Raw genomic sequence first — 26,718 nt, forward strand, 5'->3', positions numbered from 1 at the left:
GCAAATTTCCTGAATACGAAACAAGCAAATAAATAGTGGTGGTGCCCATGGGCAGAATTGAACTGCCGACCTCTCCCTTACCAAGGGAGTGCTCTACCCCTGAGCTACATGGGCCCTTAAACAGGCTACATCAAACACTTGGAGCGGGTGAAGGGAATCGAACCCTCGTCGTAAGCTTGGAAGGCTTCTGCTCTACCATTGAGCTACACCCGCCTGGCCTCAACAACGAGAAGCCGACTTCACAGCCAAGCGCTTCATCTAATTCTGGTGGAGGGAGAAGGATTCGAACCTTCGAAGGCAGAGCCGTCAGATTTACAGTCTGATCCCTTTGACCGCTCGGGAATCCCTCCTGAAAGAGACCCGAATATTATAGACAGCCCCCTCCTCCGTCAACACCTTTCGCAAAAAAAATAGAACTTTTTTGCTCCGAAATAAAAAACGCCCCGCAAGCGGCGGGGCGTTTCCTTTTCGATCAGGGACTTGCGGATATCAGCCCTGTCCGGAAATCTTCAGATACTTCTGGTGCAGCTCCTCCTGGGTCTCCTGATGGGAGGGGTCCAGCGGGATGCAATCGACCGGACAGACCTGCTGGCACTGCGGTTCGTCGTAGTGACCGACGCACTGGGTGCATAGATTCGGGTCGATCTGGTAGATCTCTTCGCCCTGCGAGATCGCGTTGTTCGGGCACTCCGGCTCACAGACGTCGCAGTTGATGCATTCGTCGGTAATCATCAAAGACATAGTAAATTCCTCAGGTATTCCACAACATGAATTCTGTCACCCGCGATTCCGGCTCGCAAGTTCGCATTGCTTATATCTATATGTGTCGCTCGAATCCGGCGCTATGCCGGCTGACGCCGCAGCAGGCCGTATTGCACGATGCCGGCCTTGTCGCGCCTATGCTCGACCAGGCCGTCAGGCAGCGCCTCGGGCCACTGCCGCGCCTCCACGTAGGCGACGCCGTCGTCGCTGAGCCGCTCCGCCAGCAATGGCAGCGCCTGCTCCAGCAGATCGGAATCGTAGGGGGGATCGACGAAGATCACATCGAAGCGCTCGCGGCTGTTCTTCAGATACAGCAGCGCGTCGCCGGCCTGGACCTCCAGCGCAGCGGCCTGCAGCAGCTGGCGGTTCGCCTGCAAAGACTCGTAGGCCTTGCGCGATTTTTCCACCATCACCACCCGGCGCGCCGAACGCGACGCCGCCTCGAAGCCCAGCGCGCCGCTGCCGGCGAACAGGTCCAGACAGTTCTTGCCGTACAGATCCTGGCCCAGCCAGTTGAACAGCGTCTCGCGGACGCGGTCCGGCGTCGGACGCAGGCCGTCGGCGTCGGGGAACGGCAGCAGGCGGCGCCGATAGTCGCCGCCGATGATTCTGACCTTGTTACGTGACTGACTCATGACTCTCGTCTCTTCAAACAAGCGCAAGAGTTTAACCTGATCAGGACTTTAACGCCTCAATCGCGCGCGCCGGACGGAGAATCTGTCGCATGCGGGATGAAATTCCGCATCTATTCCTTATATATGTTTCCACTCCCGCCGCGCAGTCCCATGGCCGGAACGCCAGCCGATTCTCTACTTGGCGGCGTTTGAGGATACAATTTAGCCATTTACCGCTTTTCTGGCCCATTGACGCATGTTTAGCTTCTTCAAGAAAAAGACCCCGCCGGCGGCGACGCCGCAGATCGAAACCCCGGCGCCGGCCGCGCCGGAGACCCGCCACGAGACGCCCGAGGCCGCCCAGGCGCCCGCTCTGCCGGGCCGCGAGGACGCCGCGGCGGCGCCCGCCGACGCGCCCGCCCCGTACGAAGCGCCCGCCGCCGCGCCGGCGGAATCCGCCCCGGCCCCGGCCGAGCCCACGTCGCTGAAGAAAATGAGCTGGACCGACAGGCTGAAGGCCGGCCTGGCCAAGACCCGCGACAAGCTGGGCAAGCAACTGGCCGGCCTGTTCGGCGGCGGCAAGATAGACGAGGACCTGTACGAGGAACTGGAGACGGTGCTGCTGACCGCCGACATCGGCATCGACGCCACCTCCCACCTGCTGAAGGATGTGCGCGAGCGCGTGTCGCTGAAGGGCCTGAAGGATTCGTCCGAGCTGAAGGGCGCGCTGAAGGATTCGCTGCAGCAGCTGATCGGCCCGCTCGAAGTGCCGTTGAACGTCGAAGGCAGAAAGCCGTTCGTGATCATGATGACCGGCGTCAACGGCGCCGGCAAGACCACGTCGATCGGCAAGCTGGCCAAGTACTACCAGAGCCAGGGCAAGAGCGTGCTGCTGGCCGCCGGCGACACCTTCCGCGCCGCCGCGCGCGAGCAGCTGATCGCCTGGGGCGAGCGCAACAACGTCACCGTGATCGCCCAGCAGGGCGGCGATTCCGCAGCCGTCTGCTATGACGCGATCCAGGCCGCCGTCGCCCGCGGCATCGACATCGTGCTGGCCGACACCGCCGGCCGGCTGCCGACCCAGTTGCACCTGATGGAGGAAATCAAGAAGGTGAAGCGGGTGATCCAGAAGGCGCTGCCGGACGCGCCGCACGAGGTGGTGCTGGTGCTGGACGCCAATATCGGCCAGAACACGGTCAGCCAGGTCAAGGCCTTCGACGACGCGCTGGGACTGACCGGCCTGATCCTGACCAAGCTGGACGGCACCGCCAAGGGCGGCGTCATCGCCGCCATCGCCAAGCAACGGCCCATCCCGCTGCGCTTCATCGGCGTGGGCGAAAGCATAGACGACCTGAGACCGTTCGACAGCCGCGACTACATCGACGCGCTGTTCGAATAATCGCCGTCGGCGGCCGCCGGACGCGGCCGTCCTTCTCAGCCCAAACAGCGGGAAATCACCACATGATACAGTTCGACCAGGTCACCAAGCGCTATCCCGGCGGCAACGAAGCCCTGAAGAACCTGTCCTTCACGATAGAAACCGGCGAGATGGTCTTTCTCGCCGGCCACTCCGGCGCCGGCAAGTCGACGCTGCTGAAACTGATTGCCGGCATCGAGCGCGCCACCAGCGGCAGCGTGCTGGTCAACGGCCAGAACCTGTCGAAGCTGCGCGCCAGCCAGGTGCCCTACGTGCGCCAGCATCTGGGCATGGTGTTCCAGGACCACAAGATCCTGTTCGACCGCAGCGTGTTCGACAATGTGATGCTGCCGCTGGACATCATAGGCTTCGACCGCCGCGACGCCGCCAAGCGGGTCCGCGCCGCGCTGGACAAGGTGGGCCTGCTCGGCAAGGAAAAGAGCATGCCGATACGTCTGTCCGGCGGCGAGCAGCAGCGGCTGTGCATCGCCCGCGCCGTCGTGCACCGCCCCAGCATCCTGCTGGCCGACGAGCCGTCGGCCAATCTGGACCGCGCCTACGCGCTGGACATCATGGAATTGTTCAAGTCCTTCCATCAGGTCGGCGTCACCGTGCTGATTTCCGCGCACGACGAAACGCTGATGGAAGATTACGGTCGCCGCATCATCCGCCTGAGGGAAGGACAGTTCGCCGCATGAAACACTTTCTCTATCTGAACTGGCAAAGCGCCAAGCAGGCGCTGATCAAGATTCTGCGCCAACCGTTCGGCAGCCTGCTGACCTTGCTGATGCTGGCGCTGGCGCTGGCCCTGCCGCTGTCGCTGTACCTGACGGTCAGCAGCGTGCAGGACTGGGTGGGCCGCCTGACCGCGACGCCCCAGATCACGCTGTTCATGGAGCTGACCGCCGAGCAGGCGGACATCGCCGCCGTCAACAGCACGCTGTCCCATCATCCCAAGCTGAAGAGCTTCACCTTCGTCAGCAAGGGCCAGGCGCTGCAGGATCTGGAAAAGCGCAACGGCTTGTCCGGCCTGTCCGACGGCCTCGACGGCAATCCGCTGCCGGACGCCTTCGTGGTGACGCCGAAATCGCTGGAGCCTCGCGAGCTGGAGATGCTGCAGAAAGAACTGTCCGGCCTGCCCATGGTGGAGACGGCGCAGTTCGACGCCCATTGGGCGAAACGCCTGTACGGCATGGTGGAGATGGGCAGGAAGCTGACCTGGTTCCTGGCCGCCGCGCTGGGCCTGGCGCTGGTGCTGGTCACCCACAACGCGATCCGGATGCAGATCCTGGCCCGCCAGGACGAGATCGCCGTGTCCAAGCTGATAGGCGCCACCGACAGCTTCATCCGCCGCCCCTTCCTGTACCACGCGATGTGGCAGGGCGTGTTCGCCGCGCTGCTGGCCTGGGGCCTGTCCTGCTGGCTGGCCGCTTCGGCCAATCCGGCGATACGCGAATTCGCGATGCTGTACGGCGAGCGGGTGGAGCTGCGCGTGCTCGATCCGCAGGAGCTGGCCGCGCTGATCGCCATCGCCGCGGTTCTGGCGATACTGGGCGCGCGCCTGGCGGCCGACCATCATCTGCGCAAGGCTGAGCCGCAATGAATATGCCGCATGAAAGGTTTCCGCTATCGCGTCGATTGTGAAATATCATTGACCGGGGAACCTTTCCTTGCTAGCACTCTCCATACTCGAGTGCTAACATAGCACTACCCAAGGAGGTAGCCATCGCAATGAACACAACATTTGCTCTTCCGGTCCCGTCCACTAGCGGCAGCCTGGAGCAGTACATCCAGGCGGTCAACAGCGTCCCGATGCTGTCGCCGGAACAGGAAACCGAACTCGCGACCCGTTTCCAGCAGGAAAACGATCTGGAAGCGGCCCGGCAGATGGTGCTGTCGCATCTGCGCGTGGTGGTGTCGGTCTCTCGCGGCTACGCCGGTTACGGCCTGCAGCAGGCGGATCTGATCCAGGAAGGCAATATCGGTCTGATGAAGGCGGTCAAACGCTTCGAGCCGGGCCGCGGCGTGCGTCTGTTTTCGTTCGCCATCCACTGGATCAAGGCCGAGATCCACGAATTCATCCTGCGCAACTGGCGACTGGTGCGCATCGCCACCACCAAGCCGCAACGAAAACTGTTCTTCAATCTGCGCAGCATGAAGAGCGGTTTTTCCGCGCTGTCCGAGCAGGAGGCCAAATCCATCGCCGAAGACCTGGGCGTCAAGCCCGAGGAAGTCCGCGAGATGGAGATCCGCATGAACGGCCAGGACCTGTCCCTGCTCGCAGACAGCGACGACGAGGACAGCTACGCGCCGATAGACTGGCTGGCCGACAGCCACAGCGAGCCGACGCGCGCGCTGGAACGCCGCGCCTTCGACCGCCTGCAGTCGGAAGGCCTGGAATACGCGTTGTCGGCGCTGGACGACCGCAGCCGCCGCATCGTCGAGGCCCGCTGGCTGGCCGACGACAGCGGCGCGACGCTGCACGAGCTGGCCGCCGAATTCGGCGTGTCGGCCGAGCGCATCCGCCAGATCGAGGCCAAGGCGCTGTCCAAGATGAAGGCCGCGCTCAGCGAGGGCGTGGTGCTGGACAACTGATCCCGCCCGCCGCAAGAAAAAGCCGCTCGATGATTCGAGCGGCTTTTTTCATTCCGTTCCCGCCCCCGGGCGGGAACGGGCTTATTCCTGCAAGGTACGGAACTTGGCCGGCAGCTTGTCGTAGACCTCCCGGCTGATCCTGCGCAGCGGCTCCCAGGCCGGGTCCTGGTCGCCCAGCGTCTCCAGGAACTGGCCGGCATAGGTCGGGAACGAGGCCAGCGTGGTGCGCAGCGTCTGCTCGGCCTGCTGTTGCTGGCCGGCCAGGATTTCCATCTGCGCGCGCTTCAGCATCACGTCCGGGTACGGGCGGAAGGCGGTCAGCCTGTCCTCCAGCGCCAGCTTCTGCCGCAGATTGTCGCGGTTGATCGGCAGATAGTCGTCCAGCGTGTACAGCGCGTGATAGGCGAACAGCGGCTTGGTGTCGACGATCGCGATCAGGCGCTCGGCGCGCTTGGCGTCCTTCTGCGCGTTGCCGGTCGGCGTGTACAGATTGACCAGCTCCCAGAACATCGGCGTGGTGCTGATCGACAGCCAGCCGACCCACACCAGCGCCGCCAGCAGCGGCAGGCGCAGCGGCCAGGCCACGATCTTCTCGTCGCGCGGCGCCATCGCGGCGAACAGCACCAGCATCGCGAGGAAATAGTAGTACCACAGCGGGTATTCCAGCATGCTGTGGGTCAGCGTCACCGCCAGGCAGCCCAGCGCCAGCACGCCTTCCGGCTCGGCGCGACGACGGAAGAACGGCAGCGCCACCCAGACGAAGCCGCCCAAGACCAGCGCGGTGGCGACACCGCCCATTTCGGCCAGCAGCTGCAGCACCAGATTGTGGGCATTGGTGAACAGGCCGCTGTTGTAGCCGGCGGCGGCGAATTGCGGCAGCTGCTGCAGCCTGACGCTCTCGGCGGCGTATTGCGACCAGCCCACGCCCCACAGCGGATGCGCCCGGAAGGTCATCCAGGCCTTGTGCATCTCGGTGAAGCGGCGCGCGCCCATATCGTCGCCGTTGGCGGCCAGCCGCGCGACGCCGGAAGCGTTCTCGACGTCGGCATGGGTCAGCAGCGACACCAGGTGATTGACCAGCGGCAGCGCGAACTGGGCGGCCAGAATGACCGCGCAGACCGCCGACATCGCCGCCAGCAGCCGGCGCGAGGTCTCATTGCGGTTGCGCCACCACCACAGCGCGGCCAGCGCCGCCATCGCCAGCAGGTAGAGCAGCGTGGTGCGCGAACCGGCCCAGGCCAGCATCAGCGCCATCCACAGCGTCAGCGCCGTCAGCCAGCCGCGGCCCAGACGCCTGACGGCGAACAGGTAGACGCCGGAAATCACCGACCACATCAAGTAGTGGGCGTACTGGTTGCGCTGGCCGATGTGGCCGAAGATATTGGTGGTCGGATGCGAGCCGTCGTAGAACAGGCCCAGCGCCGGCGCCAGGCCGGTCAGCTGGGCGGCGCCAATCAGCGACTGCACCAGGCCGCCGACGATGATGGCGCGCGCCAGCCATACGGCGAACTCGCGCTCGCCGAAGGCGCCCCGCAGCGAGGCGGTCACCGAGGCCAGCAGCGCCAGCGCCAGCCAGCCCAGCGCGGTGGCGTAGCTCATGCCCGGGAACATCAGGCTGACGAACTGCGGCTGCAGGCCCCATATCGCCGCCAGCAGCAAACACCACCAGCCGGCGCGCGGCATCGCGTCGAACAGGCGGCCGGACGGCAGCAGCAGCGCGCCGGCCGCCAGCAGCAGCCAGATCACGTTGATCTCGCCGAACCACTGCGGCAATGGCACGAAATGGACGCGCGAGGCGAACGGCACGATGGCGATCAGGCACAGGGACAGCAATGCCAGGCGTTCGGAAATTTTCTGAAAAGTCATGGCGGATCAGATGTTGGAACGGCAAAGCCGGCAGCATACCGCATGCGCCGGCCGGACAAAACCCGTCGAATGTCTCCGGCGCTCAAAACAGCGGTTTTCTGGTGACCGGCGCGGCCACCGCCTCCACCGCCGCCAATCGCGCGCCGTCGGTGTAGGCGCCGTGCCGCAGATAGATCGCCTTGACCCGCGCCGCCAGTTCCGCCAGCGGCCTGACCTCGGGCTCGTTCCAGGCCCGCAGGCTGGCCTCCAGCTTCATCACCTCGTCCGGATAATTGGCGATCGCCTGCTCCAGCGTGCGCCTGGCCTCTTCCTTCTGGCCGGCCAGCGCCTGGCATACGCTCAGCCGCTGCAGCACCGCGATATAGGGCTGGTTCCGCGCCAGATCCTGGTAGAACGGCAGCACGATGTCCAGATGCCGGCGGCTGGGCAGCAGGTAGTTGCCCATCACCATCGCGCCGGCGTCGGCCCACAACGGATTCAGCTCCACCTTGGCGATGTAGTCGACGCGGCGGATGTTCTCGGCCGCCGACTGGCTGGGGCCGCTGTAGACCACCAGGCGCCAGAAGATGAAGGCTCCGCTGACGATGTGCAGCGCCATCAGCGCGCCGGCGCCGGCGCAGGCCAGCCGCAGCACGCCGGTGCGGGTCGGCAGCCGCCAGGTCGGCGCCGGCCCCAGCGTGCACACCGTCACCAGCATCGCCAGGAAGGGCAGATACCACAGCGGAAACTCGAACATGCTGTGGATCAATATCATCATCGCGATGGCCAGCAGCAGCAGGTTTTCCGCGCTCTGCCGCCCGCGGCCGAAGAAGGGCAGCAGACAGGCCAGCAGGCCGGCCGCCGCGAACAGCGCGCCGCTGAGGCCGCTCTCGGCCAGGAGCTGGAAGATCAGATTATGGCTCTGGGTGAACAACACGCCTTCCGGATACTTGGGCAGGCCGCCGTAGGCTTCCAGCCAGACCGACTGCGCCGGGTAGCGCGCCAGCCCGACGCCGAACCACGGGTGCTCGCGGAACACCATCCAGGCCTTGGTCCACTCGATGCGGCGCCGCGCGCCGAAACCGGCGTCCAGCATACGCTCGGAACCGCTCTGCGCATGTATCGGCAAGCCCAACCGGTTCAGCGCCCAGACGATCTCCTCATTGAACAGCTGTACCAGCGCCAGCACGATCATCGCCGCGATCAGCGCCCGCAGCATGCGCAGCAGCGTCTCGTCCCGGCCCGCGCGCCGCAGCCAGAACCACGCCAGCAGGCACAGGCCCAGGCCGTAGGCCAGCGGCAGCCGCGCGCCGGACCAGGTGAGGAACAACAGCTGGAACAGGACCAGCGCCGCGCAGAAGCCGGCGCGCAGCCGGCCGCGGCCGTACAGATAGCACGAGGCCACCACGCTCCAGCTCAGATACTGCGCGTACTGGTTGCGCTGGCCGACATTGCCCATCACCTCGGTCGGCGCCAACGCGTTGAACATCACCAGTCCGTCGCAGCGGCGGGCCAGGTCCAGCAGCTGTATGCCGCCGAGCACGATCTGCAGGCAGCTGCCGAAGATCAGGCAGGACGCCAGTATCTCGCAGACGCGCGCCGGATCCGGCCGGACGCGATTGGCCAGGAACATCGCCAGCAGCAGCATCACCGCCAGGCTCGAGATGCCGAGTATCGCCGGCTGGTAGTTCTGCAGCAGCAGACCGTTGCTCAGCGACAACAGCATCAGCAGCGCGGCCAGCGCCGGCGCCGAGGCCGGCAGCCGAACGCCGACCGCCCCGCCCCGGATCGCGAACAGGCCGCCGACGCCGACCGCCAGCACCACGAAGGCATTGGTCCACCAGTCCTGCAGCGGCGTGAAACGCAGGAAATTGAGAAAGGGAAAGACAAAGCAGCAGCAAAAAAAGACGTACAGCGGGAAGTCCTGGATGCCGGCCTTGCCGGCCGGCTGGGTTTGACTGTCCATCGGCGCCATCCGCGATCGAATGGGGTGATTATACGCAAGCGACCGTCATAGCGGCGCGCGCGTCGAGGCTCATTGCCGGCAGGCGGTCGGCACCCAGTTGGCCTGCAATTGCGAGCCGGCGGCGATCGCCGTGGTGCCGGAGCCGGTATAGGTGCAGGCCCACGTCATCGTGCCGGATCCCGGCGTCGGCACCAGATCGAGCAATGCGCCGCTGGACACCGTGCTGTTGTAGGTGATCTGGATCACGCCGCTGGCCAGCACCGCCACCTGGCTGACGGCGTTGCCGGTGATCGACGCCGCGTTGGCCAGGCCGTAGGCGCTGTTGTAAGGCGCGGTGCCGGTGCCGACATAGGCGTTCTTGCTCGAATAGTACTCGCCGATGGCGGTCTTGGCGGCGTCGGCCAGCCCCAGGCCCTCGGTCACCCGCGCCCGCCTGACGTAGTCCTGGTAGACCGGAATCGCCAGCGCGGCCAGCACGCCGACGATGGCGACGACTATCATCAGCTCGATCAGGGTGAAGCCTTCGTGCTCGATTCTGCTCTGCATGCGTGCGCTCCCCTTCGGGGTAAAACGACCGGCGCCGGAAAAACGAGAGGCACCGCAGTGCCTCTCGTCGCGCGGCCATCAATCGATGCTTACTGACGGCAGCTGGTCGGCACCCAGTTGGCCAGCAGCTGCGAGCCGGTGGCGATCGTGGTGGCGCCGGAGCCGGTATAGGTGCAGGCCCAGGTCACCGAGCCGGAAGTGACGGCAGGCACCAGATCGAGCAGCGCACCGCTGGACACCGTGCTGTTGTAGGTGATCTGGATCACGCCGCTGGCCAGCACCGCCACCTGGCTGACCGAGTTGCCGGTGATCGACGCCGCGCTGGCCAGGCCGTAGGAGGTGTTGTACGGCGCGGTGCCGGTGGTCACGAAAGCGTTGTTCGACGAGTAGTACTCGGTGACCGCGGTCTTGGCCGCATCGGCCAGCGCCAGGCCTTCGGTCACCCGCGCCCGCTTGGTGTAGTCCTGATAGGCAGGAATGGCGATGGCGGCCAGTATGCCGACGATGGCCACCACGATCATCAGCTCGATCAGGGTGAAGCCCTGCTGGATCCGTCTTGTCTTCATGTTGAACTCCCGGGTTGCCAAGCTTGTTAGCCAAATTCGGATCGGACCTCCGACCGGTGCCGGAGCGCCTTTCCGCTTCTTCCTACATGCGCGCAAGCCGGGCCGGATGGCCCGCTGTTGTTGTGAGCCCGGTCGGAGCAGGAAACGTGCCAGCCGGCGGCAGGCGGCAACGACGCGGCCATCGCGGCGGCGGCCCTGCCGCCGATCGGCACAAGCTGACGTTTTTCGTCACATCGGAACGACGGCGCCGGCTGTGCTAGCATCGGCCATCCCACCACTATCCGGAGCCCACCGCATGAGCAACCAAGCCTGGCTGGAGCGCAGCTTCGCCGCCGTCTGGCACCCCTGCACCCAGATGAAACGCCACGAGCGGCTGCCCATCGTCCCGATCGCCTCCGCCGACGGCGTCTGGCTGGTCGACTTCGACGGCAAGCGCTATCTGGACGGCGTCAGCTCCTGGTGGGTCAATCTGTTCGGCCACGGCCATCCGCGCATCAAGGCGGCGATACGCGAGCAACTGGACAGCCTAGAACACGTGATGCTGGCCGGCTTCACGCACCGGCCGGTGGTCGAATTGTCCGAGCGGCTGGCGGCGCTGTCCGGCCTCGGCCACGCCTTCTACGGCTCCGACGGCGCCAGCGCCACCGAGATCGCGCTGAAGATGAGCTTCCATTACTGGAAGAACATCGGCCGGCCGCAGAAGACCCGCTTCGTCAGCCTGGAGAACAGTTACCACGGCGAAACCGTCGGCGCGCTGGCGGTCACCGACGTGCCGCTGTTCTCGTCGACCTACGCCGAATTGCTGAAACCGGCGCTGCGGGCGCCGTCGCCGGACGCGCGCCAGGCCGCCGACGGCGAGAGCGCCGCGGACGTCGCGCTGCGCGCGGCCCGCTCGCTGGAAAACCTGCTGGTCAAGCGCGGCGACGAAATCGCCGCCGTCATCGTCGAACCGCTGGTGCAGGGCGCGGCCGGCATGGCGATGTACGATCCGGTCTACCTGAGCGAGCTGCGCCGGCTGTGCGACCGCTACCAGGTCCATCTGATCGCCGACGAGATCGCCGTCGGCTTCGGCCGCAGCGGCAGCTTCTTCGCCTGTCAGCAGGCCGGGATCACGCCTGACTTCCTCTGCCTGTCCAAGGGCATCACCGGCGGCTTCCTGCCGCTGTCCTGCGTGCTGACCCGCGACGAGATCTACCAGGCCTTCTACCACGACGAAGTCGCTCGCGGCTTTCTGCACTCGCACAGCTACACCGGCAACGCGCTGGCCTGCGCGGCGGCGCTGGCGGTGCTGGACATCTTCGACGACGAAGACGTGCTGGAACGCAACCGGGTCAAGGCAGCGGAGTTCACCGCCAGGATGGCGCCGCTGGCCTCGCGGCCGGAAATCCGCCACTTCCGCCATTGCGGCATGATCTGGGCATTCGACGTCGACACTTCTCGGTCGGACTTTGCATTGGCATTTTTTTCGGCCATGCTGAAACGCGGATGCCTGTTGCGGCCAATAGGAAAAACGGTCTACTTCATGCCGCCGTACACCCTGAACAACGAAGAGATGGACTGGCTGGTGGAGGCCAGCTGCGCCGCGCTGGACGAGGTGCTGTCCGGCGCCGGCGATGCCGGACACGATCCCGCCGCGCTGCCCTGAAGCGGCCGCGACCGCCCGTCCCCGACGGAGCCTTGTCCAGATGCTGTCACTCGCCTTGCCGAAAAAGGATATGGACCCGCAACTCGTCGACACCCAACCCGCCAGCGTGGCCGCCTGGCTGGAACGCCTGCCCTACACCGATCTTCCGGAGTGCGGCAGGCTGCTCGGCCAGGGGCTCTACCACCTCGGCCGCACCCCGCTCGACCCGATGCAGCGCTACAAGCTGCTGAAACTCTATCTGAAGGCGCTGGATCGCTACTACCCGCTGCTGGAGGGCGAAACCCAGCACAGCGACATCCTGTCCTCGCCGAAAGCCCGGTTGCTGGCGATGCTGGGCGTCAAGCTGTTCGCCAACCTGTTCGTCGCCTTCAAGCAGACGCTGAACGAGAAGCTCGCCCGCAACGCGCTGCTCGATCGCGACCAACCGAAGATAGAGTTGCTGCTGTACACGATGCTGGCGGCGCGCCAATACCTGAACATCAGCCAGCAGTACTACTGCCCGCTGCCCGTCGGCTTCTGGCTGGACTGCCACCAGCTGCATGCGCTGGCGCTGAGCCGGGGCTGGCAGGACAAGGCGCTGGCCGGCGACGACACGCTGGCGACGATCTACCGCCAGATCCTGCTGCTGGGCCTGACGGCGACCAACCGCCTGTCCAGCGCCGAGCTGCAGCTGACGCGCCGGCTGGTCTACGAACTGGCCGCCCAGATCGCGCTGCGGCCGATGGCCGGCTTGCCGGACGGCCGCCACGGCTACCTGCTCGACCCGCAGGAGGACAGCCCGCCGCGCTATCTGCGCATCACGCCCGGCTCGCTGCGCGACGACTGCAGCCTGCTGGATCTGTCCGCCACGCTGGATGCGCTGCGCCGCAGCCTGGAACAGCTGCAGAAAACGGCCGGCAGCGTCCCGTCGACGCAGGCCAACGACGAGGCGCAGCTGTTGGCCGGCCTGGTCGAAGAGTGGCAGAAGCCGCGCCGCCGCAGGCACAACCGCGAAAACGCCCGCGCGATGGCGGAAGTGAGCGCCGGCGTGTCGCCGATCTGGTATCGCGTCAACGAAGGCAGCTGGCAGCTGGCCGGCGCCGAGACCGAAGAAAACCTCCCGCTGCGGCCGCCCGCCCCGTCCTGCCTGCTGCTGATCGTCAACCACAGCGAATCCGGCTATCTGCTGCGCGGCCTGCCGCGCGACCAGTCGCTGCGCGCCGGCGAGATCCTGCTGGTCAACCCGCCCGACCGGCCGGAGGACGCCCAGCTGTGCGCGGTGCGCTGGGTGCTGATGCAGCCGACCGGCAAGGAAGTGGAATGCGGCGTGGAGATTCTCGGCGTCCAGCCGCAGCCGGTGCTGGCGATGCCCAGCATCACCCACAGCGGCGACAGCTTCCAGCGCGGCCTGTGGCTGCCGGCCCAGTACGGAAAACCGGACTTGTTGCTGCTGCCCGGCCGGCCGTTCAGCCAGTTGCGCGAGTTCCGCCTGCTCGACGCCGGCGGCGAGCGACTGGTGCGCGTATCCAAGCTGCATCAGCAATCCCCGCATTTCCAGCTGATGGAGTACCGTCCCAGCGAATACTTCTGAGCCGGGCGGGACGGTGGCGTTTTCGGGTAAACTGACCTCTCTATAATCATTTGCTTTCATAGCGAGGTCCGTTGATGCAATCGGTGATTCACGCTTCCGACCGTATCGTGGTCAAAGTCGGTTCCAGTCTGGTTACCAACGACGGCAAAGGCCTGGACCTGGCCGCGCTCGCGCGCTGGGCCGCCGAGATCGCGGAATTGAAGCGGCTGGGCAAGCAGGTGGTGCTGGTTTCCAGCGGCGCCATCGCCGAAGGTTGCCAGCGCCTGGGCTGGGCCGTCCGGCCCAAGGGCGTGCACGAATTGCAGGCCGCCGCCGCCGTCGGCCAGATGGGCCTGTGCCAGGCTTACGAAAGCGCGTTCCGCGCCTACGGCCTGCAGACCGCGCAGGTACTGCTGACCCACGAGGACCTGGCCGACCGCACCCGCTACCTGAACGCCCGCACCACGCTGACCGGCCTGCTCAAGCTCAATGTCGTCCCCATCATCAACGAGAACGACACCGTGGTCACCAGCGAGATCCGCTTCGGCGACAACGACACCTTGGGCGCGCTGGTCACCAACCTGATCGAGGCCGACGCGCTGGTGATCCTGACCGACCAGCAGGGCCTCTTCAGCGCCGACCCGCGCAAATACCCGGACGCCGAATTCATCCGCCAGGCCGAGGCCGGCGATCCGCGGCTGGAGGACATGGCCGGCGGCGCGGGTTCCAGCGTCGGCACCGGCGGCATGATCACCAAGATCCTGGCCGCCAAGCGCGCCGCCCGCAGCGGCGCCGCCACCGTCATCGCCTGCGGCCGCGAGCCGAACGTGCTGTCGCGGCTGGCCGACGGCGAGGCGATAGGCACCCAGCTGACGGCCGCCACCAGCCGCATGGCCGCCCGCAAGCAGTGGCTGGCCGATCATCTGAAGCTGTCCGGCCGCCTGCTGCTGGACGATGGCGCCGCGCTGGCGATACGCGAGCGCGGCACCAGCCTGCTGCCGGTCGGCGTCAGCGCCGTCGAAGGCGACTTCCTGCGCGGCGAGGCGGTGGCCTGCATAGACGGCGCCGGCCTCGAAGTGGCGCGCGGCCTGATCAACTACAGCTCCGACGAGGCGCGCCAGATCCTGCGCAAGAGTTCGCGCGAGATCGAGGCCGCGCTCGGCTACATCGTCGAGCCGGAACTGATACACCGCGACAATATGGTGGCGCTGTAGCCCGCATCGGCTGCGGCAAGCGCCCGACCCGCCCCTGCCCAGCAGGGGCTTGCTTTTTGCATCGCTCAAAACAAGAAGGACTTTCCGTCATGAACAAGATCGCCCTGGCCGCCTTGCTGGCCGCGGCCTGCGGCTCCGCCGCGGCCAAAGACGTGCTGCACCTGTACAACTGGAACAACGCGCTGTCGCCGGACACCGCCAGGCGCTTCGAGCAGTCCTGCCGCTGCCAGCTGGTGCAGGACTACTACGGCGACAACGAGGAGATGCTGGCCAAGCTGGCCGCCGGCGCCAAGGGCTACGACATGGTGTTCCCGACCGCCTTCGCGGTGAACACGCTGCTGAAGCAGGGCAAGCTGCAGCCGCTGGACAAGAGCAAGCTGCCCAACTGGAAGAACCTGAACGCCGGCTATCTTGCGCTCAACCAGCCGTTCGATCCGGGCAACCGCTACGCCGCGCCGACCGTGGTGTCGCTGACGCTGATAGGCTACAACGCCACCCAGCTGAAGAAGGCCGGCGTCGACGGCAGCGCCGGCAGCTGGGCGCTGGTCTTCGATCCGGCGGTGCTGGCGAAGATCAAGGGCAAGGTGACGGTGCTGGACAGCCAGCGCGAACTGATGGCCGCCGCGCTGATGTATCTGGGCCGGGACGCCAACTCGACCAATCCGGCCGACTGGAAGGCCGCGGCCGATGCGATCCGCCGGGCCAAGCCTTACTGGGCGGCCTTCAACAATCAGAGCTACATCAAGGAGCTGACCGTCGGCAATATCTGGGTGGCGCTCGGCTATTCGAACGACCTCTATCAGGCGCAACAGGACGCGAAGAGCGCCAGGCGGCCGTTCGAGCTCGCCTACCGGCCGCAGCGGGAAGGCAATGTGCTGGCCATAGACAATATGACGATATTGAAGGACGCGCCGCGTCCGGACCTGGCGCACCGCTTCATCGACTTCATGCTGGACGGCAAAAACGCCGCCGAGATATCGAACCAGATAGGCGCGACCAATCCGGTCAAGGCGGCCGAAGCCTTCTTCAAGCCGCAGATCAAGGCGAATCCGGTGATCATGCTGGATCCGGCCGGCGGCAAGTACGTCGCGCTGAAGGATCTGGACGTGAAGTCCCGCCGCGAGCTGAACCGCCTGTGGTCGCAAGTGAAGATAGGGCGCTGAACGCGCATCCGATGAAGAACGCCGGCAACAAGCCGGCGTTCTTCATTCGTGTACGACCGTCACTTGCGGCCAGCGCTCGCGGTAGCGCTTCTGCGCCACCCGCTGCCGGTAGACGTCGGCGCTGGCCCTGGCCGGATTTCGCCTGACCACCATGCCGAACAGATCGTCCAGCCCGTAGGGCGCGATCACCCGCAGGCTGTCGTCGACGTTCAAGGCGACGCCGACCGCGGTCGCGTACTCCGGCCACGTCGCCACCGCCGCCTCCAGCGACGGCAGCGGCTCGACCGCATAGCCGAAATGGCCGGCGAACCACAGGTGCACCGCCGCCTGATTGGTGACTTCCCAAGGCAGGCCGGGACAGGCCGAGGCCAGCCGGCGCTGCAGCGCCGCCTCGCGGTCCGGCGACAGGTCCTCGGCGTCGAAATACACCAGATCGATATCGGACAATGACGACGGACAGGACGCGAAGCCATGCAGCGCATCCCACACCAGGCCCCGCACCGCGCCGGCGCCTATGCACCAGTCGGCCAGGCCCAGTTGCCTGGCGGCGCGCAGCGCGCGCATCAGCCACGGCGTCGCACGGACCAGCGCCTCCAGCCGTCCGGCGCAGGAAGCCGGCGGCCTAGTCGGCCTCATGGCGGCGCTGCGCCGCCTCCTCGCGGCGGAACTCCACCGCGCGCATGATCGCGTAGGCCAGCATCGCGCACAGGAAGAACAGCAGCACCACCCAGGCGATGGACATCAGCGTGCTGATGAAGGCCTGGAACAGCTCCAGCATCCAGCGCTCGCCGCTCAACGGCAGCTGGGTGCTGCCCTTGCCCGGCACCGGCGGCAGATACTGCTGCAGCGACCATTGGCGCACGCCGCCGGAAATGCCGCTGACGACGACGGCGAAGAACACGTACTTGCGCCAGGCCTCGGCCAGATCCTGGCCCAGCGTGCGGCCGAGTATCCTGGCGACGGCCGGGTCGAAGAAGCGGGCCGCGGCGACGGCGGTGGCGACCACCAGGATCAGGATGGTGGTGAACAACACATAGAACATGATGGCTTGCTCGATCGGGAAATACTGTCATTGTACGCGCATTGCATGCGCGCCACCTGACCGGCCTTTGCGCGCGGACAAGCAAAGCCGGTTCATCGGCAAATCAAGCGTCCTTGACCGGCAGGCCGAAATGCAGATAGGCCTGCGAGGTGGCGATGCGGCCGCGCGGCGTGCGCTGCAGATAGCCCTGCTGGATCAGGAACGGTTCGATGACGTCCTCTATCGTGTCGGTCGACTCGCCTATCGCCGCGGCGACGTTGTCGAGGCCGACCGGTCCGCCGGAAAACTTCTCCAGGATGGCGGAGAGCAGCTTGCGGTCCATCACGTCGAGGCCCGCCGGATCGACATCCAGCATCGCCAGCGCCGCGTCGGCCACCGCCGCCGTCACCACGCCGTCGGACTTCACCTCGGCATAGTCCCGCACCCGGCGCAGCAAGCGGTTGGCGATGCGCGGCGTGCCGCGCGAGCGCCTGGCCACCTCGAAGGCGCCGTCGTCGGACAGCTGCACGTTCAACAGGCCGGCCGAGCGGCCGACGATGCGGGTCAGCTCGTCGGCGGTGTAGAACTCCAGCCGGGCGACGATGCCGAAGCGGTCGCGCAGCGGATTCGTCAGCATGCCGGCGCGCGTCGTCGCGCCGACCAGCGTGAACGGCGGCAGGTCCAGCTTGACCGAACGCGCCGCCGGTCCCTCGCCTATCATGATGTCGATCTGGTAGTCCTCCAGCGCCGGGTAGAGGATTTCCTCCACCACCGGCGACAAGCGGTGGATCTCGTCGATGAACAGCACGTCGTGCGGCTCCAGATTGGTCAGCAGCGCCGCCAGGTCGCCGGCACGCTCCAGCACCGGCCCCGAGGTCTGGCGCAGATTGACGCCCATCTCGCGCGCGACGATGTGGGCCAGCGTGGTCTTGCCGAGGCCGGGCGGACCGAACAGCAGCACGTGGTCCAGCGCCTCGCCGCGCCGCTTCGCCGCCTCGATGAAGATCTCCAGCTGCTCGCGCGCCTTCTTCTGGCCGACGTACTCGTCCAGCTGCTTCGGGCGCAGCGCGCGCTCCAGCGCCTCCTCCTGCTCCGAGGCGCGTTGCGGGGTGACGACGCGGCGCTCCGGCGCGGCGCCGAACAGCTTGTCGGTTTCTATCATCGGGGACTCTTGGCTATCAATCTTGCTGCCGACATTCTAACACCGCGCTATACTCGCCGCTGGCCGCGCGACACGCGGCCACGGAGCCCAGGCTCCGAATTACGTCTTCGGGGCGGGGTGCAATTCCCCACCGGCGGTATGGCGCGCGATGCGCCGAGCCCGCGAGCGCCCCCGCCTCAGCGCGGGGGGTCAGCAGATCTGGTGAAACGCCAGAGCCGACGGTAACAGTCCGGATGAAAGAAGACGACGCCAGCTCCGACCGCGCCCGCGGCCGGAGATACGTGTCGTATCCGCGCGTTTACGCGCCGGACGGCCTTGCGCTGTCCGCTTCAAGCCCGAGGGACGTGTTTCTCAATCGTGTTTTTTGAGGACCGTTTCCATGAACGCCAACACCGATATCCTTTCCCTGCGCGTCCACGCCGCGCTCGACGCCTTGCGGCAAGGCCTGCCCGTCATCGTTTCCGACGACCACGACCGCGAGAACGAGGCCGACCTGATCCTGGCCGCCGACGCCCTCACCGTGCCGGAAATGGCGCGGATGATACGAGACGGCAGCGGCATCGTCTGCCTGTGCATCACGCCCGAGCACGCCGAGCGCCTGGCGCTGCCGCCGATGGTCGAAAACAACGGCAGCCGCTATGGCACCGCCTTCACCGTCGCCATCGAGGCGGCCCTCGGCGTCACGACCGGCGTCTCCGCCGCCGATCGCGTCACGACGATACGCGCGGCGATCGCGCCGGACGCCGGGCCGGCAGATCTGGTTCGTCCCGGCCACGTCTATCCCATCGTCGCCCGCGCCGGCGGCGTGCGCGAGCGACGCGGCCACACCGAGTCCTCGGTCGAGCTGGCGCGCCTGGCCGGCTTCAGCCCTGCCGGCGTGCTGTGCGAGTTGATGAACCCGGACGGCACGATGATGCGCGGCGCCGAACTGGACGCCTACGCCGAACGCCACGGTCTGCCGCAACTGACCGTCGCCGAACTGGCCGAATGGCTGCAACGAGAGCCGGCCTGAGGAGGGACGCCATGTTCAGCGGCATCACCGAGGGCGTGGCCCGCATCGCGGCCATCGCCGAAGGCGACGGCATCCGCCGGCTCGCCATAGACTTCCCGCCCGGCTTCTGCGCCGGCCTGAAACAGGGCGCCAGCGTCGCCATCGACGGCGCCTGCCTGACCGTGGCCGCGCCGCCGCGGGGCGACACCGCCGAATTCGATCTGATCCTGCCGACGCTGATCACCAGCACGCTGGCAAGCTGCCGGATCGGCGACATGGTCAATGCCGAGCGGGCGCTGGCCGACGGCGCCGAGATCGGCGGCCACGCGCTGTCCGGCCACGTCGACTACCAGGCCGTCGTCGAACAGGTGCGGGGGTACGGCGACAATCTGTGCCTGCGGCTGTCGGTGCCGGCCGGCGCGCTGCGCTACCTGTTCGCCAAGGGCTATGCGGCGCTCGACGGCGTCAGCCTGACCATCGCCGACATCGACAAGCGCGATGGCTGGTTCGAAGTCTGGCTGATCCCGGAGACGCGGCGCGCCACCACGCTGGGCGGCAAGGCGCCCGGCGACCGCCTCAATCTGGAGATAGAGCGGCAGACCCAGGTGCTGGTCGACTCGACCCGCGAGGCGCTGGAGGAAAAGCTGGGCGCGCTGCTCAGGCTGTTGACGCCCGGCGTCCCCCTCCCCGCCCCCCAGCCCGGCGCGCTGCCGCCGCGCTGAGTCCGTCCGCCGGCCGCCGCAGAACTAAGCGGCGGCCGGCTTGTCTGCACAGCATCGCCACGCACCGCTCGCCGCTGTCCGCATGCTCCGCTTCCTGTCGTTTCGCAGCCTGCTGCTCGCAGGCTTTCTCGGCGTCGCCCTGATTCCGTCGGCCGCGCTGCTGCAACTACGCCGCGAGCTCGGCGCCGCCGCCGACGCCGCCCAGCAGTACCAGCGCCAGGCGCAACGCTGGCAGGATGGCGCCCGGCTGTCGCAGGAGCTGGCGCTGCAGTTCGAGCGCGCCAGCCGCCAGGCGCTGATCCTGAAAGACCAGCGGCTGCGCGAAACCGCCTCCGAGGCCTCTCGCGAGATCCGCCGCGCCCAGGACGCGCTGCTGCCCGAAGCCCCGGCCGGCGTCGCCGACACCGTCGTCGCCGTGCTCGATCACGTCGGGCGGCTGCAACGCCTGCCGCCGTCGCAACGGCTGCAACGCGACCAGCTGTTCGGCCAGCTGCACCGGCAATTGCAGCGGCAACAGCAATTGCTGGATCTGGCGCGGCAGCAGCAGCAGTCGCGCTGGCGCGGCGACATCGAGCGGATGCGCGGCCAGGCCAACCGGCTGGCCTGGCTGGCGCTGGCCGCGGCCCTGCTGCTGGCGCTGGCGATGACGCTGCTGATCCACTGGCCGCTGCGCAGGCTGCAGCGCAGGATAGCCAGCCTCGCCGGCGGCGCCCGGCAGCTGGACTGGCGACAGGCCGGGCCGGCCGACCTGCAGCGGCTGAGCCGCGAGCTCGCGCAGCTGGACTGCCGGCTGGTGGAGCTGGAACAGCAGAAGACGCGCTTCTTCCGCCAGGTCTCCCATGAATTGAAAACACCGCTGGCGGCGATACACGAGGCCACCTCGCTGCTGAACGAGGGCGTGGCCGGGGACTTGAACGCCCAACAGCGCCACATCGTCGACATCCTGCGCAACAACGCCGCCGCGCTGCGGCGGCGGGTGCAGGCGCTGCTGCGGCAGGACGCCGGCCAATGGCTGTCCACTGCCTTGTCGCCGCGTCCGTTCTCGCTGCAGCAGCTGTTGCAGCGGCGGCTGCTCAATTGCCAGCCGCTGTGGCAGGCCAAGCGGCTGCGGCTGGAGCTGGACGGTTCCGATGGACAGGTCGTCGGCGATCCATCCAAGGTGGAAACGATAATCGACAACCTGTTGCTGAACGCCATCCGCCACAGCCCGCGGGACGCCCCGCTGATCTTGCGCCACGGACGCGCCGACGGCCGGATCTGGCTGGAAGTGGCCGATTTCGGCCCCGGCGTGCCCGAAGAGCTCCGCGACAAGATCTTCGAGCCGTTCTGGAGCGGCCCGGCGCCGGTCGGAGAAGCGCCGGGCAGCGGACTCGGCCTGACGATGGCGCGCGGCTATGCCCAGTTGATGGGCGGCGAATTGCAACTGCGGGACAGCGCCGAGGGCGCCTGTTTCCGCCTCAGCTGGCCGGAACCGGAGCACACCCGATGATCTCATTCACGCGGCGCCTGCCGCCCGTTCTGCTGGCCTTGCTATGCGGCGCCTGCGCCATGCGGCCGCCCGCGCCGGCGGCGCCGGTGCTGGTCTGCCCCGGCAGCGACGCCGTGCTGCTGTCCATAGACATGCCGGACGATGCCGTCCGCCAGCGCTGGCAGCGCTACCAGGCCTGCGACGGCTATCGCCTGCTGAAGCTGCTGCGCGCCGCCGGCCGCGACCCGGTCCGGCTGCAGGCGGAGCTGGAGCGTCTGCAGACCGACGGCGCCGCCGCCCCGGCCGACGCCGCGCTGGCGCGCTTGTTGCTGCGTCAGGTCCAGACGCAGAACCGCCTGCAGGAACAGAACGACAGGCTGCAGCAGCAATGGCGCGAGCAACAGAAGCGCGCCGACGAGCTGGCGGCCAAGCTGGAAGCCTTGCGCCGGCTGGAGCTGGATTTGCAGCGCCCGGCCGGCCCCTCTGGAGGAAACCGTAAATGAATTCCCGCATCGTCCTGGTAGACGACGATCCCGACCTCTTGTGCCTGGTGAAGATGCGGCTGCAGGCCGCCGGCTACGAGGTGGAGGCGCTGGCCAGCGCCGAGGCCGCGCTCGGCGCCTTGTCGGCGCGACGCGCCGACCTGCTGCTGACCGACTGGCGCCTGCCCGGCATGGACGGCATGCAGCTGTTCGCCATCGTCCGCGAGCGCTATCCGACGCTGCCGGTGATCCTGCTGACCGCCCACGGCACCGTGCCGGACGCGGTGGAGGCGCTCAGCAGCGGCGTGTTCTGCTACCTGGAAAAACCGTTCGACGGCCCATTGCTGCTGGACAAGGTGCGGCAGGGACTGGCGCTGGCGGCCGGCACCGGCCCGACCGGCGCCGGAGGGGACGACTGGCGGGACGGCATCGTCAGCCGCAGCCCGGCGATGGAGGAACTGCTGAGCGAGGCGCGGATGGTGGCCGCCACGGACGCCAGCGTGCTGCTTCAGGGCGAGAGCGGCAGCGGCAAGGAAGTGCTGGCGCGCGCGATCCACCGCGCCAGTCCGCGCGCGGAGCATCCGTTTGTCGCCGTCAATTGCGGCGCGATTCCGGAAAACCTGCTGGAAAGCGAGTTGTTCGGCCACGAAAAGGGCGCCTTCACCGGCGCGGCGACGCGGCGCAGCGGACTGATACAGCAGGCCGACGGCGGCACCTTGTTCCTGGACGAGATCGGCGACATGCCGCTGCCGCTGCAGGTCAAGCTGCTGCGCGTGCTGCAGGACCGCGAAGTGCGGCCGGTCGGCGCCAGCCGCCCGGTGGCGGTGGACATCCGCCTGTTGTCGGCCACCCACCGCGATCTGCCCGCCCGCATCGCCGACGGCCAGTTCCGCGAGGACCTGTATTACCGGCTGAACGTGGTGATGCTGCGGCTGCCTTCGCTGGCCGAGCGTCGCGAGGACATTCCGCTGTTGGCGCAGCACTTCCTGAAGCAGGTGGCGCAGCGCTATGGCAAGACGGTAGGCGGCTTCGCGCCCGAGGCCGTGGCCTTCCTCGCCGCCGCCAGCTGGCCAGGCAACATCCGCCAACTGGCCAATGTGGTCGAGCAATGCTGCGTGCTGGCCACCGGCCCGCTGCTGAGCCTGGCCCAGGTGGAAAAGGCCGTGGCCGGCGAATCCCGCGCCATCCCGACGCTGGCGGCGGCGCGGCGCCAGTTCGAGCATGACTACCTGTCCAGCCTGCTGCGCCTGACCGGCGGCAATGTCAGCGACGCGGCCAGGCTGGCCGATCGCAACCGCACCGAGTTCTACCGCCTGCTGCAGAAGCATGAATTGAGCGCGGCCGCCTTCAAGGACGACTGACGCTGTCGCCGAATGGCGACAGCGCTGCGGCCTTGCCCCGCCTGGCCGCGCGGCCCCGTCCCGCCTTCCCCTGTCGCCATTCGGCGACAGATACCGGCGGAGATCTGCGGCAAAAACCCATAAGGACGTTGATTTTACTGAAGAAATACAGGCTGGCACGACGTTTGCTGAATGGGTGGGGACTTTTGTCACTGTCAACAAGGAGACTCATACCATGCGTAAAGCCCTGATCATCGCCAGCCTGATTCCCGCCCTGTGCGCCGGCGCGGCCTTCGCCGCCGGCAACGACGCCAGCGGCCCAAGCCAGCCCGGCGTCGCGCCGCGCGCCGCCGCCCACATGGCCGCCAGCGTCAACGACGCCGAGCTGACCCGCCAGGTGAACGAAACGGTCTCCAAGCTCGGCGCGCAGCTGGGCGCCAAGATCGATGCGCAGGTCGTCAACGGCGACGTGGTATTGAGCGGAACCGCTCCCAGCCAGGACGCGATCAGCCGCATCGCCGAGGAAGCGGCCCGCGTGCCCGGCGTAAAGAGTGTGCGCAGCCAGGTCAATCTGCTGCCGGCCGGTTAAGTCCTCCGCAGCCGGATAGGCCTGCTATCCATTGGCCCGCCGGACGGCGGGCCTTTTTTCGCCGCCGCGCAAGCTAGCGCCACAGCGCCGTCGCGGTCTCGGACGGGCTCATGTAGCGGCCGATCAGCCGCCGCATCGTGCCGTCGCGGTTCATGCCGTCGACCATCTCGCGCCACGGCCCGATGTCCGCCTCGGCGAACGTCCGCTTCGTGAACACGATGCCGCGCGGGCTGGGCGCCGACTGCCTGTCCCAATCGACCACCCTGACCTTGTCCTCCAGCCCGAACTCCCTGAGCTTGGCGCGATAGACCATAGGTGTGGAAAACATGCCGACGGCGCGGTTCTGCACCAGCATGCGGAACAGCACATCCTCCTCCGTCACCTCGACCACCCGCCCCTGCGCGGCCAGCCGCGCGATCAACGGATCGTAATAGGCGCTGGTGCTGTAGCTGCGGACGATGGTCCAGCGCCATTGCGGCCCGGCGTCCAGAAAGTCCTCCATCGAGGCGATGCCGGCCGGCAGCGACGGCGACAGCAGCACGTACTGCTTCAACTGAATGTAGTTGAGGAACCAGTAGACGTTTTCGCGCTCCGGCGTGGCGATCGCCGACAAGGTGATGTCCAGCCGTCCTGCCTCCAGCTCCTTCCAGATTCTGGCGCGCGGCATCACCACGTATTCGAAGCGGCAGCCGCTGCGACGCCGCAGCTCCTCCGCCACGTCCCAGTCCAGGCCGCTGCGGTCGCGGTAGAACTGGCCGATAGGATAGAAGGCGAGCCGGATCGCATGCGGCGGGCACTTGACGGCCGGCCATGCCGGCAGCGCGGCCAGGCTCAGGGCCCACGCCCACCACACACTCCGCATCGAACCTCCCAGGGCCCGAGCCGCGCGGCGTCAGGCCTTCATCAAACTCTTCAATGCCAGCCGCACGCCTTCGCTGACCGTCACGTCCGCCGGCAGGCCCTTGGTGGCCACCGAGGCCTCTTTGTCGTTGTAGCCCAAAGCCAGCAGCGCATTGACGATATCGCTCTTCTCGTCCGGCGTCGCGGCGAACGGCAGGCCGCCGGGCACCGTCAGATTGCCGCCGGTGGCCAGCTTGCCGCGCAACTCCAGCGCCAGCCGCTCGGCGGTCTTCTTGCCTATGCCCGGCACCGACGACAGGCGCTTGATATCCTCGCTGGCCACCGCCACCGCCAACTCGTCGGCCGTCATGCCGGACAGCAGCGCCAGCGCGATCTTGGCGCCGATGCCGCTGACCTTGATCAGCTGGCGGAACGTCTGCCTCTCCTCCTTGCTGGCGAAGCCGAACAGCAGGTGCGCGTCCTCACGCACCACCAGATGGGTGAACAAGGTGCACGGCTGGCCCAGGGCCGGCAGTTGATAAAAGGTCGTCATCGGCACGTCCACCTCGTAGCCGACGCCGTTCACGTCCACCACCACTTGCGGCGGCAATTTTTCGATCAGTTTTCCGGAAAGACGTCCGATCATCTTGGCATTCTCGCAATCAGGCCCGCGCCGGACTGGCGCGGCTGCCGGCATTATCCCACAAGCCGCGGCCGCGCCCACCCGGCTCGTCCGCCACGGGCCGGGGCGGTCGCGAAAGCCGACGGCGATCGACCTTTGATATATCCCGACAGCCTATTCAAATATTAAAAAGTCACTACGCTTGAAATAAATCAAGCCCAGACTATTTTCCGGCATCGATCGGTGAATATTAACAAGATGGCTATTTCATTTTCCTCCATGCCGGCCACGCCCTGATATTCTGCCGCTCGCATAGCCGATCATTCGATATGCTGGCAAAACAAAAATCGAATGTCATTCACCGGAACACCGCCAATCGCCCCTCCGCCATTTCACAATCATGTCAGCTGGGCATAATGAATCGGCAAGGCCTCATTATCGAGAATCAAGAATATCAATACCGGAAATATCCACCCAAGCTTGCTGGGATCGGTTTTGACAGCGGCTGCAAAGCCGCCTTGATTCCCCATCGACAAGGAATGCATCCGTGAAGAAACTGTTTGCCGCTTCATGCCTGACGGCATTGTCTCACCTCGCCGCCGCCGCGCCCTTTCCGCCGCAGGAAACCAATTACATCAAGCTGGATTTTCAAAACCAGAACGGCGGCCGCAATATCTGCGGCGGCTCGCTGGTGGGAAAGGATCTGGTACTGACCGCCTCGCATTGCATTCTGGACAACTGGACCGGCGTCACCGCCTACTATGGCCGCAATTTTGAAAACCAGGCGGGCGCCCGGCGCGATAACGCCAAGCCCAACTGGATCAAGTTCGACCATCACGGCGTCGCCGTCGATCTGGCCCTGCTGAAGCTGTCCCGGCCGATCGCGGGCCTCGACGGCGCCCGTATCGTTCCGGTCGTGGCGCAGGAGGATTGTCATGCCGGCATCGGCGCGATGCAGGCGCAGCGGCGGATGGACGACCGAGGCTATCAGCTCGGACAGAGCCTGATGCAGGTCAGCGTCGCCAACGTCGTCCGACAGGGTCCGTCTCCGCTGGCCAACGGCGTCTCCCTGCTGGCCGGCGGCAACGTCGGCCGCGGCGGAGACTCCGGCAGCCCGCTGCTGTCGCCCCAGGGCGTGCAAGTCGGGGTATACAACGGCAACGCCGGCAATGTTTCCGCCTTCGCCGCGCTGTGCAAGTACGCCAGCCATATCCGGGCATGGTCGGAAACGCTCAGCCCGGACGGCGGCCAGACTCCGCCTCCGGGCGACTGGACATGGCCGGACGCCCGGCGCCGCTGAGCGCGGGCATGGCAAAAACGGCCTGCGGCCCCATGCCCGTCAGTTAAGGATTCTTGGCCTGCTTTCTTGAGGCCGAACGTAGCTGAAATCATGGGAAAAGCACCGCTCCCCATGCTTGGAGAGCGGTGCTTTTGCTTAGAGCCGCTAACAAAACCGCGTAGCGTACCTGAGCCAAGGCGCGCCGACGCAGGCAGTACAAGTAGTACGACAAGGAGGCGCAACGCAGGATCAGGGGTTTTGTTAGCGGGTCTTAGCTGACGAACCTGGGCAGGCGGACCGCTTCTTGCGATTGGGAAGCG

27 protein-coding genes, 3 tRNA genes and 1 riboswitch are annotated in these 26,718 nt (G+C 66.7%); of the genes, 16 read left to right on the top strand and 14 right to left on the bottom strand.

Annotation, left to right across the window (positions count from 1 at the left end; genetic code table 11):
* Positions 1 to 39: 39 nt before the first annotated feature.
* The 5 genes from WNM05_RS21270 to rsmD form a co-directional block, all read right to left on the bottom strand.
* Positions 40 to 114, bottom strand: a tRNA-Thr gene (locus WNM05_RS21270).
* Positions 115 to 139: 25 nt separating this feature from the next.
* Positions 140 to 213: transfer RNA gene (locus WNM05_RS21275), tRNA-Gly, on the bottom strand.
* Between the two features lie 52 nt (positions 214 to 265).
* Positions 266 to 350: transfer RNA gene (locus tag WNM05_RS21280), tRNA-Tyr, on the bottom strand.
* Positions 351 to 489: 139 nt separating this feature from the next.
* Positions 490 to 741 carry a YfhL family 4Fe-4S dicluster ferredoxin gene (locus WNM05_RS21285; RefSeq protein WP_434630756.1) on the bottom strand — a complete coding sequence of 84 codons (252 nt, stop codon included), beginning with the start codon at positions 739 to 741 and terminating at the stop codon, positions 490 to 492.
* 101 nt (positions 742 to 842) lie between these two features.
* The gene (rsmD, locus tag WNM05_RS21290) at positions 843 to 1,397 is read right to left on the bottom strand and encodes a 16S rRNA (guanine(966)-N(2))-methyltransferase RsmD (RefSeq protein WP_434630759.1); all 555 of its coding nucleotides are present in this window, start codon (positions 1,395 to 1,397) and stop codon (positions 843 to 845) included.
* Between the two features lie 235 nt (positions 1,398 to 1,632).
* Here rsmD and ftsY point away from each other — a divergent pair, with 235 nt between their 5' ends.
* From ftsY to rpoH, 4 genes are all read left to right on the top strand, one after another.
* Entirely contained in the window at positions 1,633 to 2,775 is a 1,143-nt protein-coding gene (gene ftsY, locus WNM05_RS21295; protein ID WP_434630762.1) for a signal recognition particle-docking protein FtsY, read from the top strand.
* A gap of 62 nt (positions 2,776 to 2,837) precedes the next feature.
* Complete coding sequence (gene ftsE, locus WNM05_RS21300; protein WP_434630765.1) at positions 2,838 to 3,491, top strand: cell division ATP-binding protein FtsE; 654 nt, start codon at positions 2,838 to 2,840, stop codon at positions 3,489 to 3,491.
* Positions 3,488 to 4,396, top strand: a complete 909-nt coding sequence (ftsX, locus tag WNM05_RS21305) for a permease-like cell division protein FtsX (RefSeq protein WP_434630768.1) — start codon at positions 3,488 to 3,490, stop codon at positions 4,394 to 4,396. Before ftsE ends, ftsX begins: the two co-directional genes overlap by 4 nt.
* Before the next feature lie 128 nt (positions 4,397 to 4,524).
* Positions 4,525 to 5,388, top strand: coding sequence for an RNA polymerase sigma factor RpoH (gene rpoH / locus WNM05_RS21310; RefSeq protein WP_434630771.1), 864 nt, complete (start codon positions 4,525 to 4,527; stop codon positions 5,386 to 5,388).
* An 81-nt stretch (positions 5,389 to 5,469) separates the two neighbouring features.
* On the opposite strand, the gene WNM05_RS21315 is transcribed toward rpoH, so the two are convergent.
* The 4 genes from WNM05_RS21315 to WNM05_RS21330 form a co-directional block, all read right to left on the bottom strand.
* Positions 5,470 to 7,254 carry a Wzy polymerase domain-containing protein gene (locus WNM05_RS21315; RefSeq protein WP_434630774.1) on the bottom strand — a complete coding sequence of 595 codons (1,785 nt, stop codon included), beginning with the start codon at positions 7,252 to 7,254 and terminating at the stop codon, positions 5,470 to 5,472.
* An 82-nt stretch (positions 7,255 to 7,336) separates the two neighbouring features.
* Positions 7,337 to 9,199 carry a PglL family O-oligosaccharyltransferase gene (locus WNM05_RS21320; RefSeq protein WP_434630776.1) on the bottom strand — a complete coding sequence of 621 codons (1,863 nt, stop codon included), beginning with the start codon at positions 9,197 to 9,199 and terminating at the stop codon, positions 7,337 to 7,339.
* A 69-nt stretch (positions 9,200 to 9,268) separates the two neighbouring features.
* Positions 9,269 to 9,745 (bottom strand): pilin, encoded by a 477-nt coding sequence (locus tag WNM05_RS21325; protein WP_434630779.1) that lies wholly within the window; start codon positions 9,743 to 9,745, stop codon positions 9,269 to 9,271.
* Positions 9,746 to 9,834: 89 nt separating this feature from the next.
* Entirely contained in the window at positions 9,835 to 10,311 is a 477-nt protein-coding gene (locus WNM05_RS21330) for a pilin (RefSeq protein ID WP_434630782.1), read from the bottom strand.
* A 295-nt stretch (positions 10,312 to 10,606) separates the two neighbouring features.
* On the opposite strand from WNM05_RS21330, the gene WNM05_RS21335 reads away from it, so the two are divergent.
* The 4 genes from WNM05_RS21335 to WNM05_RS21350 all read left to right on the top strand — a co-directional run bounded on the left by WNM05_RS21335 (position 10,607) and on the right by WNM05_RS21350 (position 15,882).
* Positions 10,607 to 11,956, top strand: a complete 1,350-nt coding sequence (locus WNM05_RS21335; protein WP_434630785.1) for an adenosylmethionine--8-amino-7-oxononanoate transaminase — start codon at positions 10,607 to 10,609, stop codon at positions 11,954 to 11,956.
* Positions 11,957 to 12,026: 70 nt separating this feature from the next.
* A complete protein-coding gene (locus WNM05_RS21340; RefSeq protein WP_434630787.1) occupies positions 12,027 to 13,526 on the top strand; it encodes a hypothetical protein in 1,500 nt (499 codons plus the stop codon).
* 74 nt (positions 13,527 to 13,600) lie between these two features.
* Complete coding sequence (proB, locus tag WNM05_RS21345) at positions 13,601 to 14,719, top strand: glutamate 5-kinase (protein WP_434630789.1); 1,119 nt, start codon at positions 13,601 to 13,603, stop codon at positions 14,717 to 14,719.
* Between the two features lie 89 nt (positions 14,720 to 14,808).
* Positions 14,809 to 15,882: a polyamine ABC transporter substrate-binding protein gene (locus WNM05_RS21350; protein ID WP_434630792.1), complete on the top strand. Its 1,074-nt coding sequence runs from the start codon at positions 14,809 to 14,811 to the stop codon at positions 15,880 to 15,882.
* Positions 15,883 to 15,924: 42 nt separating this feature from the next.
* On the opposite strand, the gene WNM05_RS21355 is transcribed toward WNM05_RS21350, so the two are convergent.
* The 3 genes from WNM05_RS21355 to ruvB form a co-directional block, all read right to left on the bottom strand.
* Positions 15,925 to 16,518 (bottom strand): nucleotidyltransferase family protein, encoded by a 594-nt coding sequence (locus WNM05_RS21355; RefSeq protein ID WP_434630795.1) that lies wholly within the window; start codon positions 16,516 to 16,518, stop codon positions 15,925 to 15,927.
* Positions 16,505 to 16,924, bottom strand: coding sequence for a hypothetical protein (locus tag WNM05_RS21360; RefSeq protein WP_434630798.1), 420 nt, complete (start codon positions 16,922 to 16,924; stop codon positions 16,505 to 16,507). The genes WNM05_RS21355 and WNM05_RS21360 overlap by 14 nt, the downstream gene beginning before the upstream one ends.
* Before the next feature lie 103 nt (positions 16,925 to 17,027).
* Positions 17,028 to 18,065: a Holliday junction branch migration DNA helicase RuvB gene (gene ruvB / locus WNM05_RS21365; RefSeq protein WP_434630801.1), complete on the bottom strand. Its 1,038-nt coding sequence runs from the start codon at positions 18,063 to 18,065 to the stop codon at positions 17,028 to 17,030.
* A gap of 99 nt (positions 18,066 to 18,164) precedes the next feature.
* Positions 18,165 to 18,314, top strand: a riboswitch (FMN riboswitch).
* Between the two features lie 130 nt (positions 18,315 to 18,444).
* Here ruvB and ribB point away from each other — a divergent pair.
* From ribB to WNM05_RS21395, 6 genes are all read left to right on the top strand, one after another.
* The gene (ribB, locus tag WNM05_RS21370; protein WP_434630803.1) at positions 18,445 to 19,077 is read left to right on the top strand and encodes a 3,4-dihydroxy-2-butanone-4-phosphate synthase; all 633 of its coding nucleotides are present in this window, start codon (positions 18,445 to 18,447) and stop codon (positions 19,075 to 19,077) included.
* An 11-nt stretch (positions 19,078 to 19,088) separates the two neighbouring features.
* A complete protein-coding gene (locus WNM05_RS21375; protein WP_434630806.1) occupies positions 19,089 to 19,778 on the top strand; it encodes a riboflavin synthase subunit alpha in 690 nt (229 codons plus the stop codon).
* Between the two features lie 82 nt (positions 19,779 to 19,860).
* Positions 19,861 to 21,267: a sensor histidine kinase gene (locus WNM05_RS21380; RefSeq protein ID WP_434630809.1), complete on the top strand. Its 1,407-nt coding sequence runs from the start codon at positions 19,861 to 19,863 to the stop codon at positions 21,265 to 21,267.
* Entirely contained in the window at positions 21,264 to 21,749 is a 486-nt protein-coding gene (locus tag WNM05_RS21385; protein ID WP_434630811.1) for a hypothetical protein, read from the top strand. Before WNM05_RS21380 ends, WNM05_RS21385 begins: the two co-directional genes overlap by 4 nt.
* A complete protein-coding gene (locus WNM05_RS21390; RefSeq protein ID WP_434630814.1) occupies positions 21,746 to 23,089 on the top strand; it encodes a sigma 54-interacting transcriptional regulator in 1,344 nt (447 codons plus the stop codon). Before WNM05_RS21385 ends, WNM05_RS21390 begins: the two co-directional genes overlap by 4 nt.
* A gap of 214 nt (positions 23,090 to 23,303) precedes the next feature.
* Positions 23,304 to 23,657, top strand: coding sequence for a BON domain-containing protein (locus tag WNM05_RS21395; RefSeq protein WP_434630816.1), 354 nt, complete (start codon positions 23,304 to 23,306; stop codon positions 23,655 to 23,657).
* A gap of 73 nt (positions 23,658 to 23,730) precedes the next feature.
* Here the strand turns inward: WNM05_RS21395 and WNM05_RS21400 are convergent, their stop codons facing one another.
* Together WNM05_RS21400 and ruvA are read right to left on the bottom strand one after the other, a co-directional pair.
* A complete protein-coding gene (locus WNM05_RS21400) occupies positions 23,731 to 24,519 on the bottom strand; it encodes a substrate-binding periplasmic protein (protein ID WP_434630819.1) in 789 nt (262 codons plus the stop codon).
* 30 nt (positions 24,520 to 24,549) lie between these two features.
* Positions 24,550 to 25,143, bottom strand: a complete 594-nt coding sequence (gene ruvA, locus WNM05_RS21405) for a Holliday junction branch migration protein RuvA (protein ID WP_434630822.1) — start codon at positions 25,141 to 25,143, stop codon at positions 24,550 to 24,552.
* A gap of 305 nt (positions 25,144 to 25,448) precedes the next feature.
* Between ruvA and WNM05_RS21410 the strand changes: the two genes are divergently transcribed.
* On the top strand, positions 25,449 to 25,670 hold the full coding sequence (locus tag WNM05_RS21410; protein WP_434630825.1) for a hypothetical protein: 222 nt from the start codon (positions 25,449 to 25,451) through the stop codon (positions 25,668 to 25,670).
* Complete coding sequence (locus WNM05_RS21415; RefSeq protein WP_434630828.1) at positions 25,667 to 26,419, top strand: trypsin-like serine protease; 753 nt, start codon at positions 25,667 to 25,669, stop codon at positions 26,417 to 26,419. The genes WNM05_RS21410 and WNM05_RS21415 overlap by 4 nt, the downstream gene beginning before the upstream one ends.
* The last annotated feature ends 299 nt before the right edge of the window (positions 26,420 to 26,718 follow it).

Origin of the sequence: Chromobacterium sp. CV08 (genome assembly GCF_051129845.1) — a bacterium.
In the GTDB taxonomy this organism is placed as follows: Bacteria; Pseudomonadota; Gammaproteobacteria; order Burkholderiales; family Chromobacteriaceae; genus Chromobacterium.

Coding starts and splice junctions, on each gene's coding strand:
- WNM05_RS21335 (WP_434630785.1), top strand. CDS start 10,607: ATGAGCAACCAAGCCTGGCTGGAGCGCAGCTTCGCCGCCGTCTGGCAC.
- WNM05_RS21325 (WP_434630779.1), bottom strand. CDS start 9,745: ATGCAGAGCAGAATCGAGCACGAAGGCTTCACCCTGATCGAGCTGATG.
- ribB (WP_434630803.1), top strand. CDS start 18,445: ATGAACGCCAACACCGATATCCTTTCCCTGCGCGTCCACGCCGCGCTC.
- WNM05_RS21350 (WP_434630792.1), top strand. CDS start 14,809: ATGAACAAGATCGCCCTGGCCGCCTTGCTGGCCGCGGCCTGCGGCTCC.
- WNM05_RS21410 (WP_434630825.1), top strand. CDS start 25,449: ATGCTGGCAAAACAAAAATCGAATGTCATTCACCGGAACACCGCCAAT.
- ftsE (WP_434630765.1), top strand. CDS start 2,838: ATGATACAGTTCGACCAGGTCACCAAGCGCTATCCCGGCGGCAACGAA.
- WNM05_RS21330 (WP_434630782.1), bottom strand. CDS start 10,311: ATGAAGACAAGACGGATCCAGCAGGGCTTCACCCTGATCGAGCTGATG.
- WNM05_RS21360 (WP_434630798.1), bottom strand. CDS start 16,924: ATGTTCTATGTGTTGTTCACCACCATCCTGATCCTGGTGGTCGCCACC.
- ftsX (WP_434630768.1), top strand. CDS start 3,488: ATGAAACACTTTCTCTATCTGAACTGGCAAAGCGCCAAGCAGGCGCTG.
- ftsY (WP_434630762.1), top strand. CDS start 1,633: ATGTTTAGCTTCTTCAAGAAAAAGACCCCGCCGGCGGCGACGCCGCAG.
- rsmD (WP_434630759.1), bottom strand. CDS start 1,397: ATGAGTCAGTCACGTAACAAGGTCAGAATCATCGGCGGCGACTATCGG.
- ruvB (WP_434630801.1), bottom strand. CDS start 18,065: ATGATAGAAACCGACAAGCTGTTCGGCGCCGCGCCGGAGCGCCGCGTC.
- WNM05_RS21340 (WP_434630787.1), top strand. CDS start 12,027: ATGGACCCGCAACTCGTCGACACCCAACCCGCCAGCGTGGCCGCCTGG.
- WNM05_RS21355 (WP_434630795.1), bottom strand. CDS start 16,518: ATGAGGCCGACTAGGCCGCCGGCTTCCTGCGCCGGACGGCTGGAGGCG.
- WNM05_RS21285 (WP_434630756.1), bottom strand. CDS start 741: ATGTCTTTGATGATTACCGACGAATGCATCAACTGCGACGTCTGTGAG.
- WNM05_RS21390 (WP_434630814.1), top strand. CDS start 21,746: ATGAATTCCCGCATCGTCCTGGTAGACGACGATCCCGACCTCTTGTGC.
- rpoH (WP_434630771.1), top strand. CDS start 4,525: ATGAACACAACATTTGCTCTTCCGGTCCCGTCCACTAGCGGCAGCCTG.
- WNM05_RS21315 (WP_434630774.1), bottom strand. CDS start 7,254: ATGACTTTTCAGAAAATTTCCGAACGCCTGGCATTGCTGTCCCTGTGC.
- ruvA (WP_434630822.1), bottom strand. CDS start 25,143: ATGATCGGACGTCTTTCCGGAAAACTGATCGAAAAATTGCCGCCGCAA.
- WNM05_RS21375 (WP_434630806.1), top strand. CDS start 19,089: ATGTTCAGCGGCATCACCGAGGGCGTGGCCCGCATCGCGGCCATCGCC.
- WNM05_RS21395 (WP_434630816.1), top strand. CDS start 23,304: ATGCGTAAAGCCCTGATCATCGCCAGCCTGATTCCCGCCCTGTGCGCC.
- WNM05_RS21400 (WP_434630819.1), bottom strand. CDS start 24,519: ATGCGGAGTGTGTGGTGGGCGTGGGCCCTGAGCCTGGCCGCGCTGCCG.
- proB (WP_434630789.1), top strand. CDS start 13,601: ATGCAATCGGTGATTCACGCTTCCGACCGTATCGTGGTCAAAGTCGGT.
- WNM05_RS21320 (WP_434630776.1), bottom strand. CDS start 9,199: ATGGACAGTCAAACCCAGCCGGCCGGCAAGGCCGGCATCCAGGACTTC.
- WNM05_RS21380 (WP_434630809.1), top strand. CDS start 19,861: ATGCTCCGCTTCCTGTCGTTTCGCAGCCTGCTGCTCGCAGGCTTTCTC.
- WNM05_RS21385 (WP_434630811.1), top strand. CDS start 21,264: ATGATCTCATTCACGCGGCGCCTGCCGCCCGTTCTGCTGGCCTTGCTA.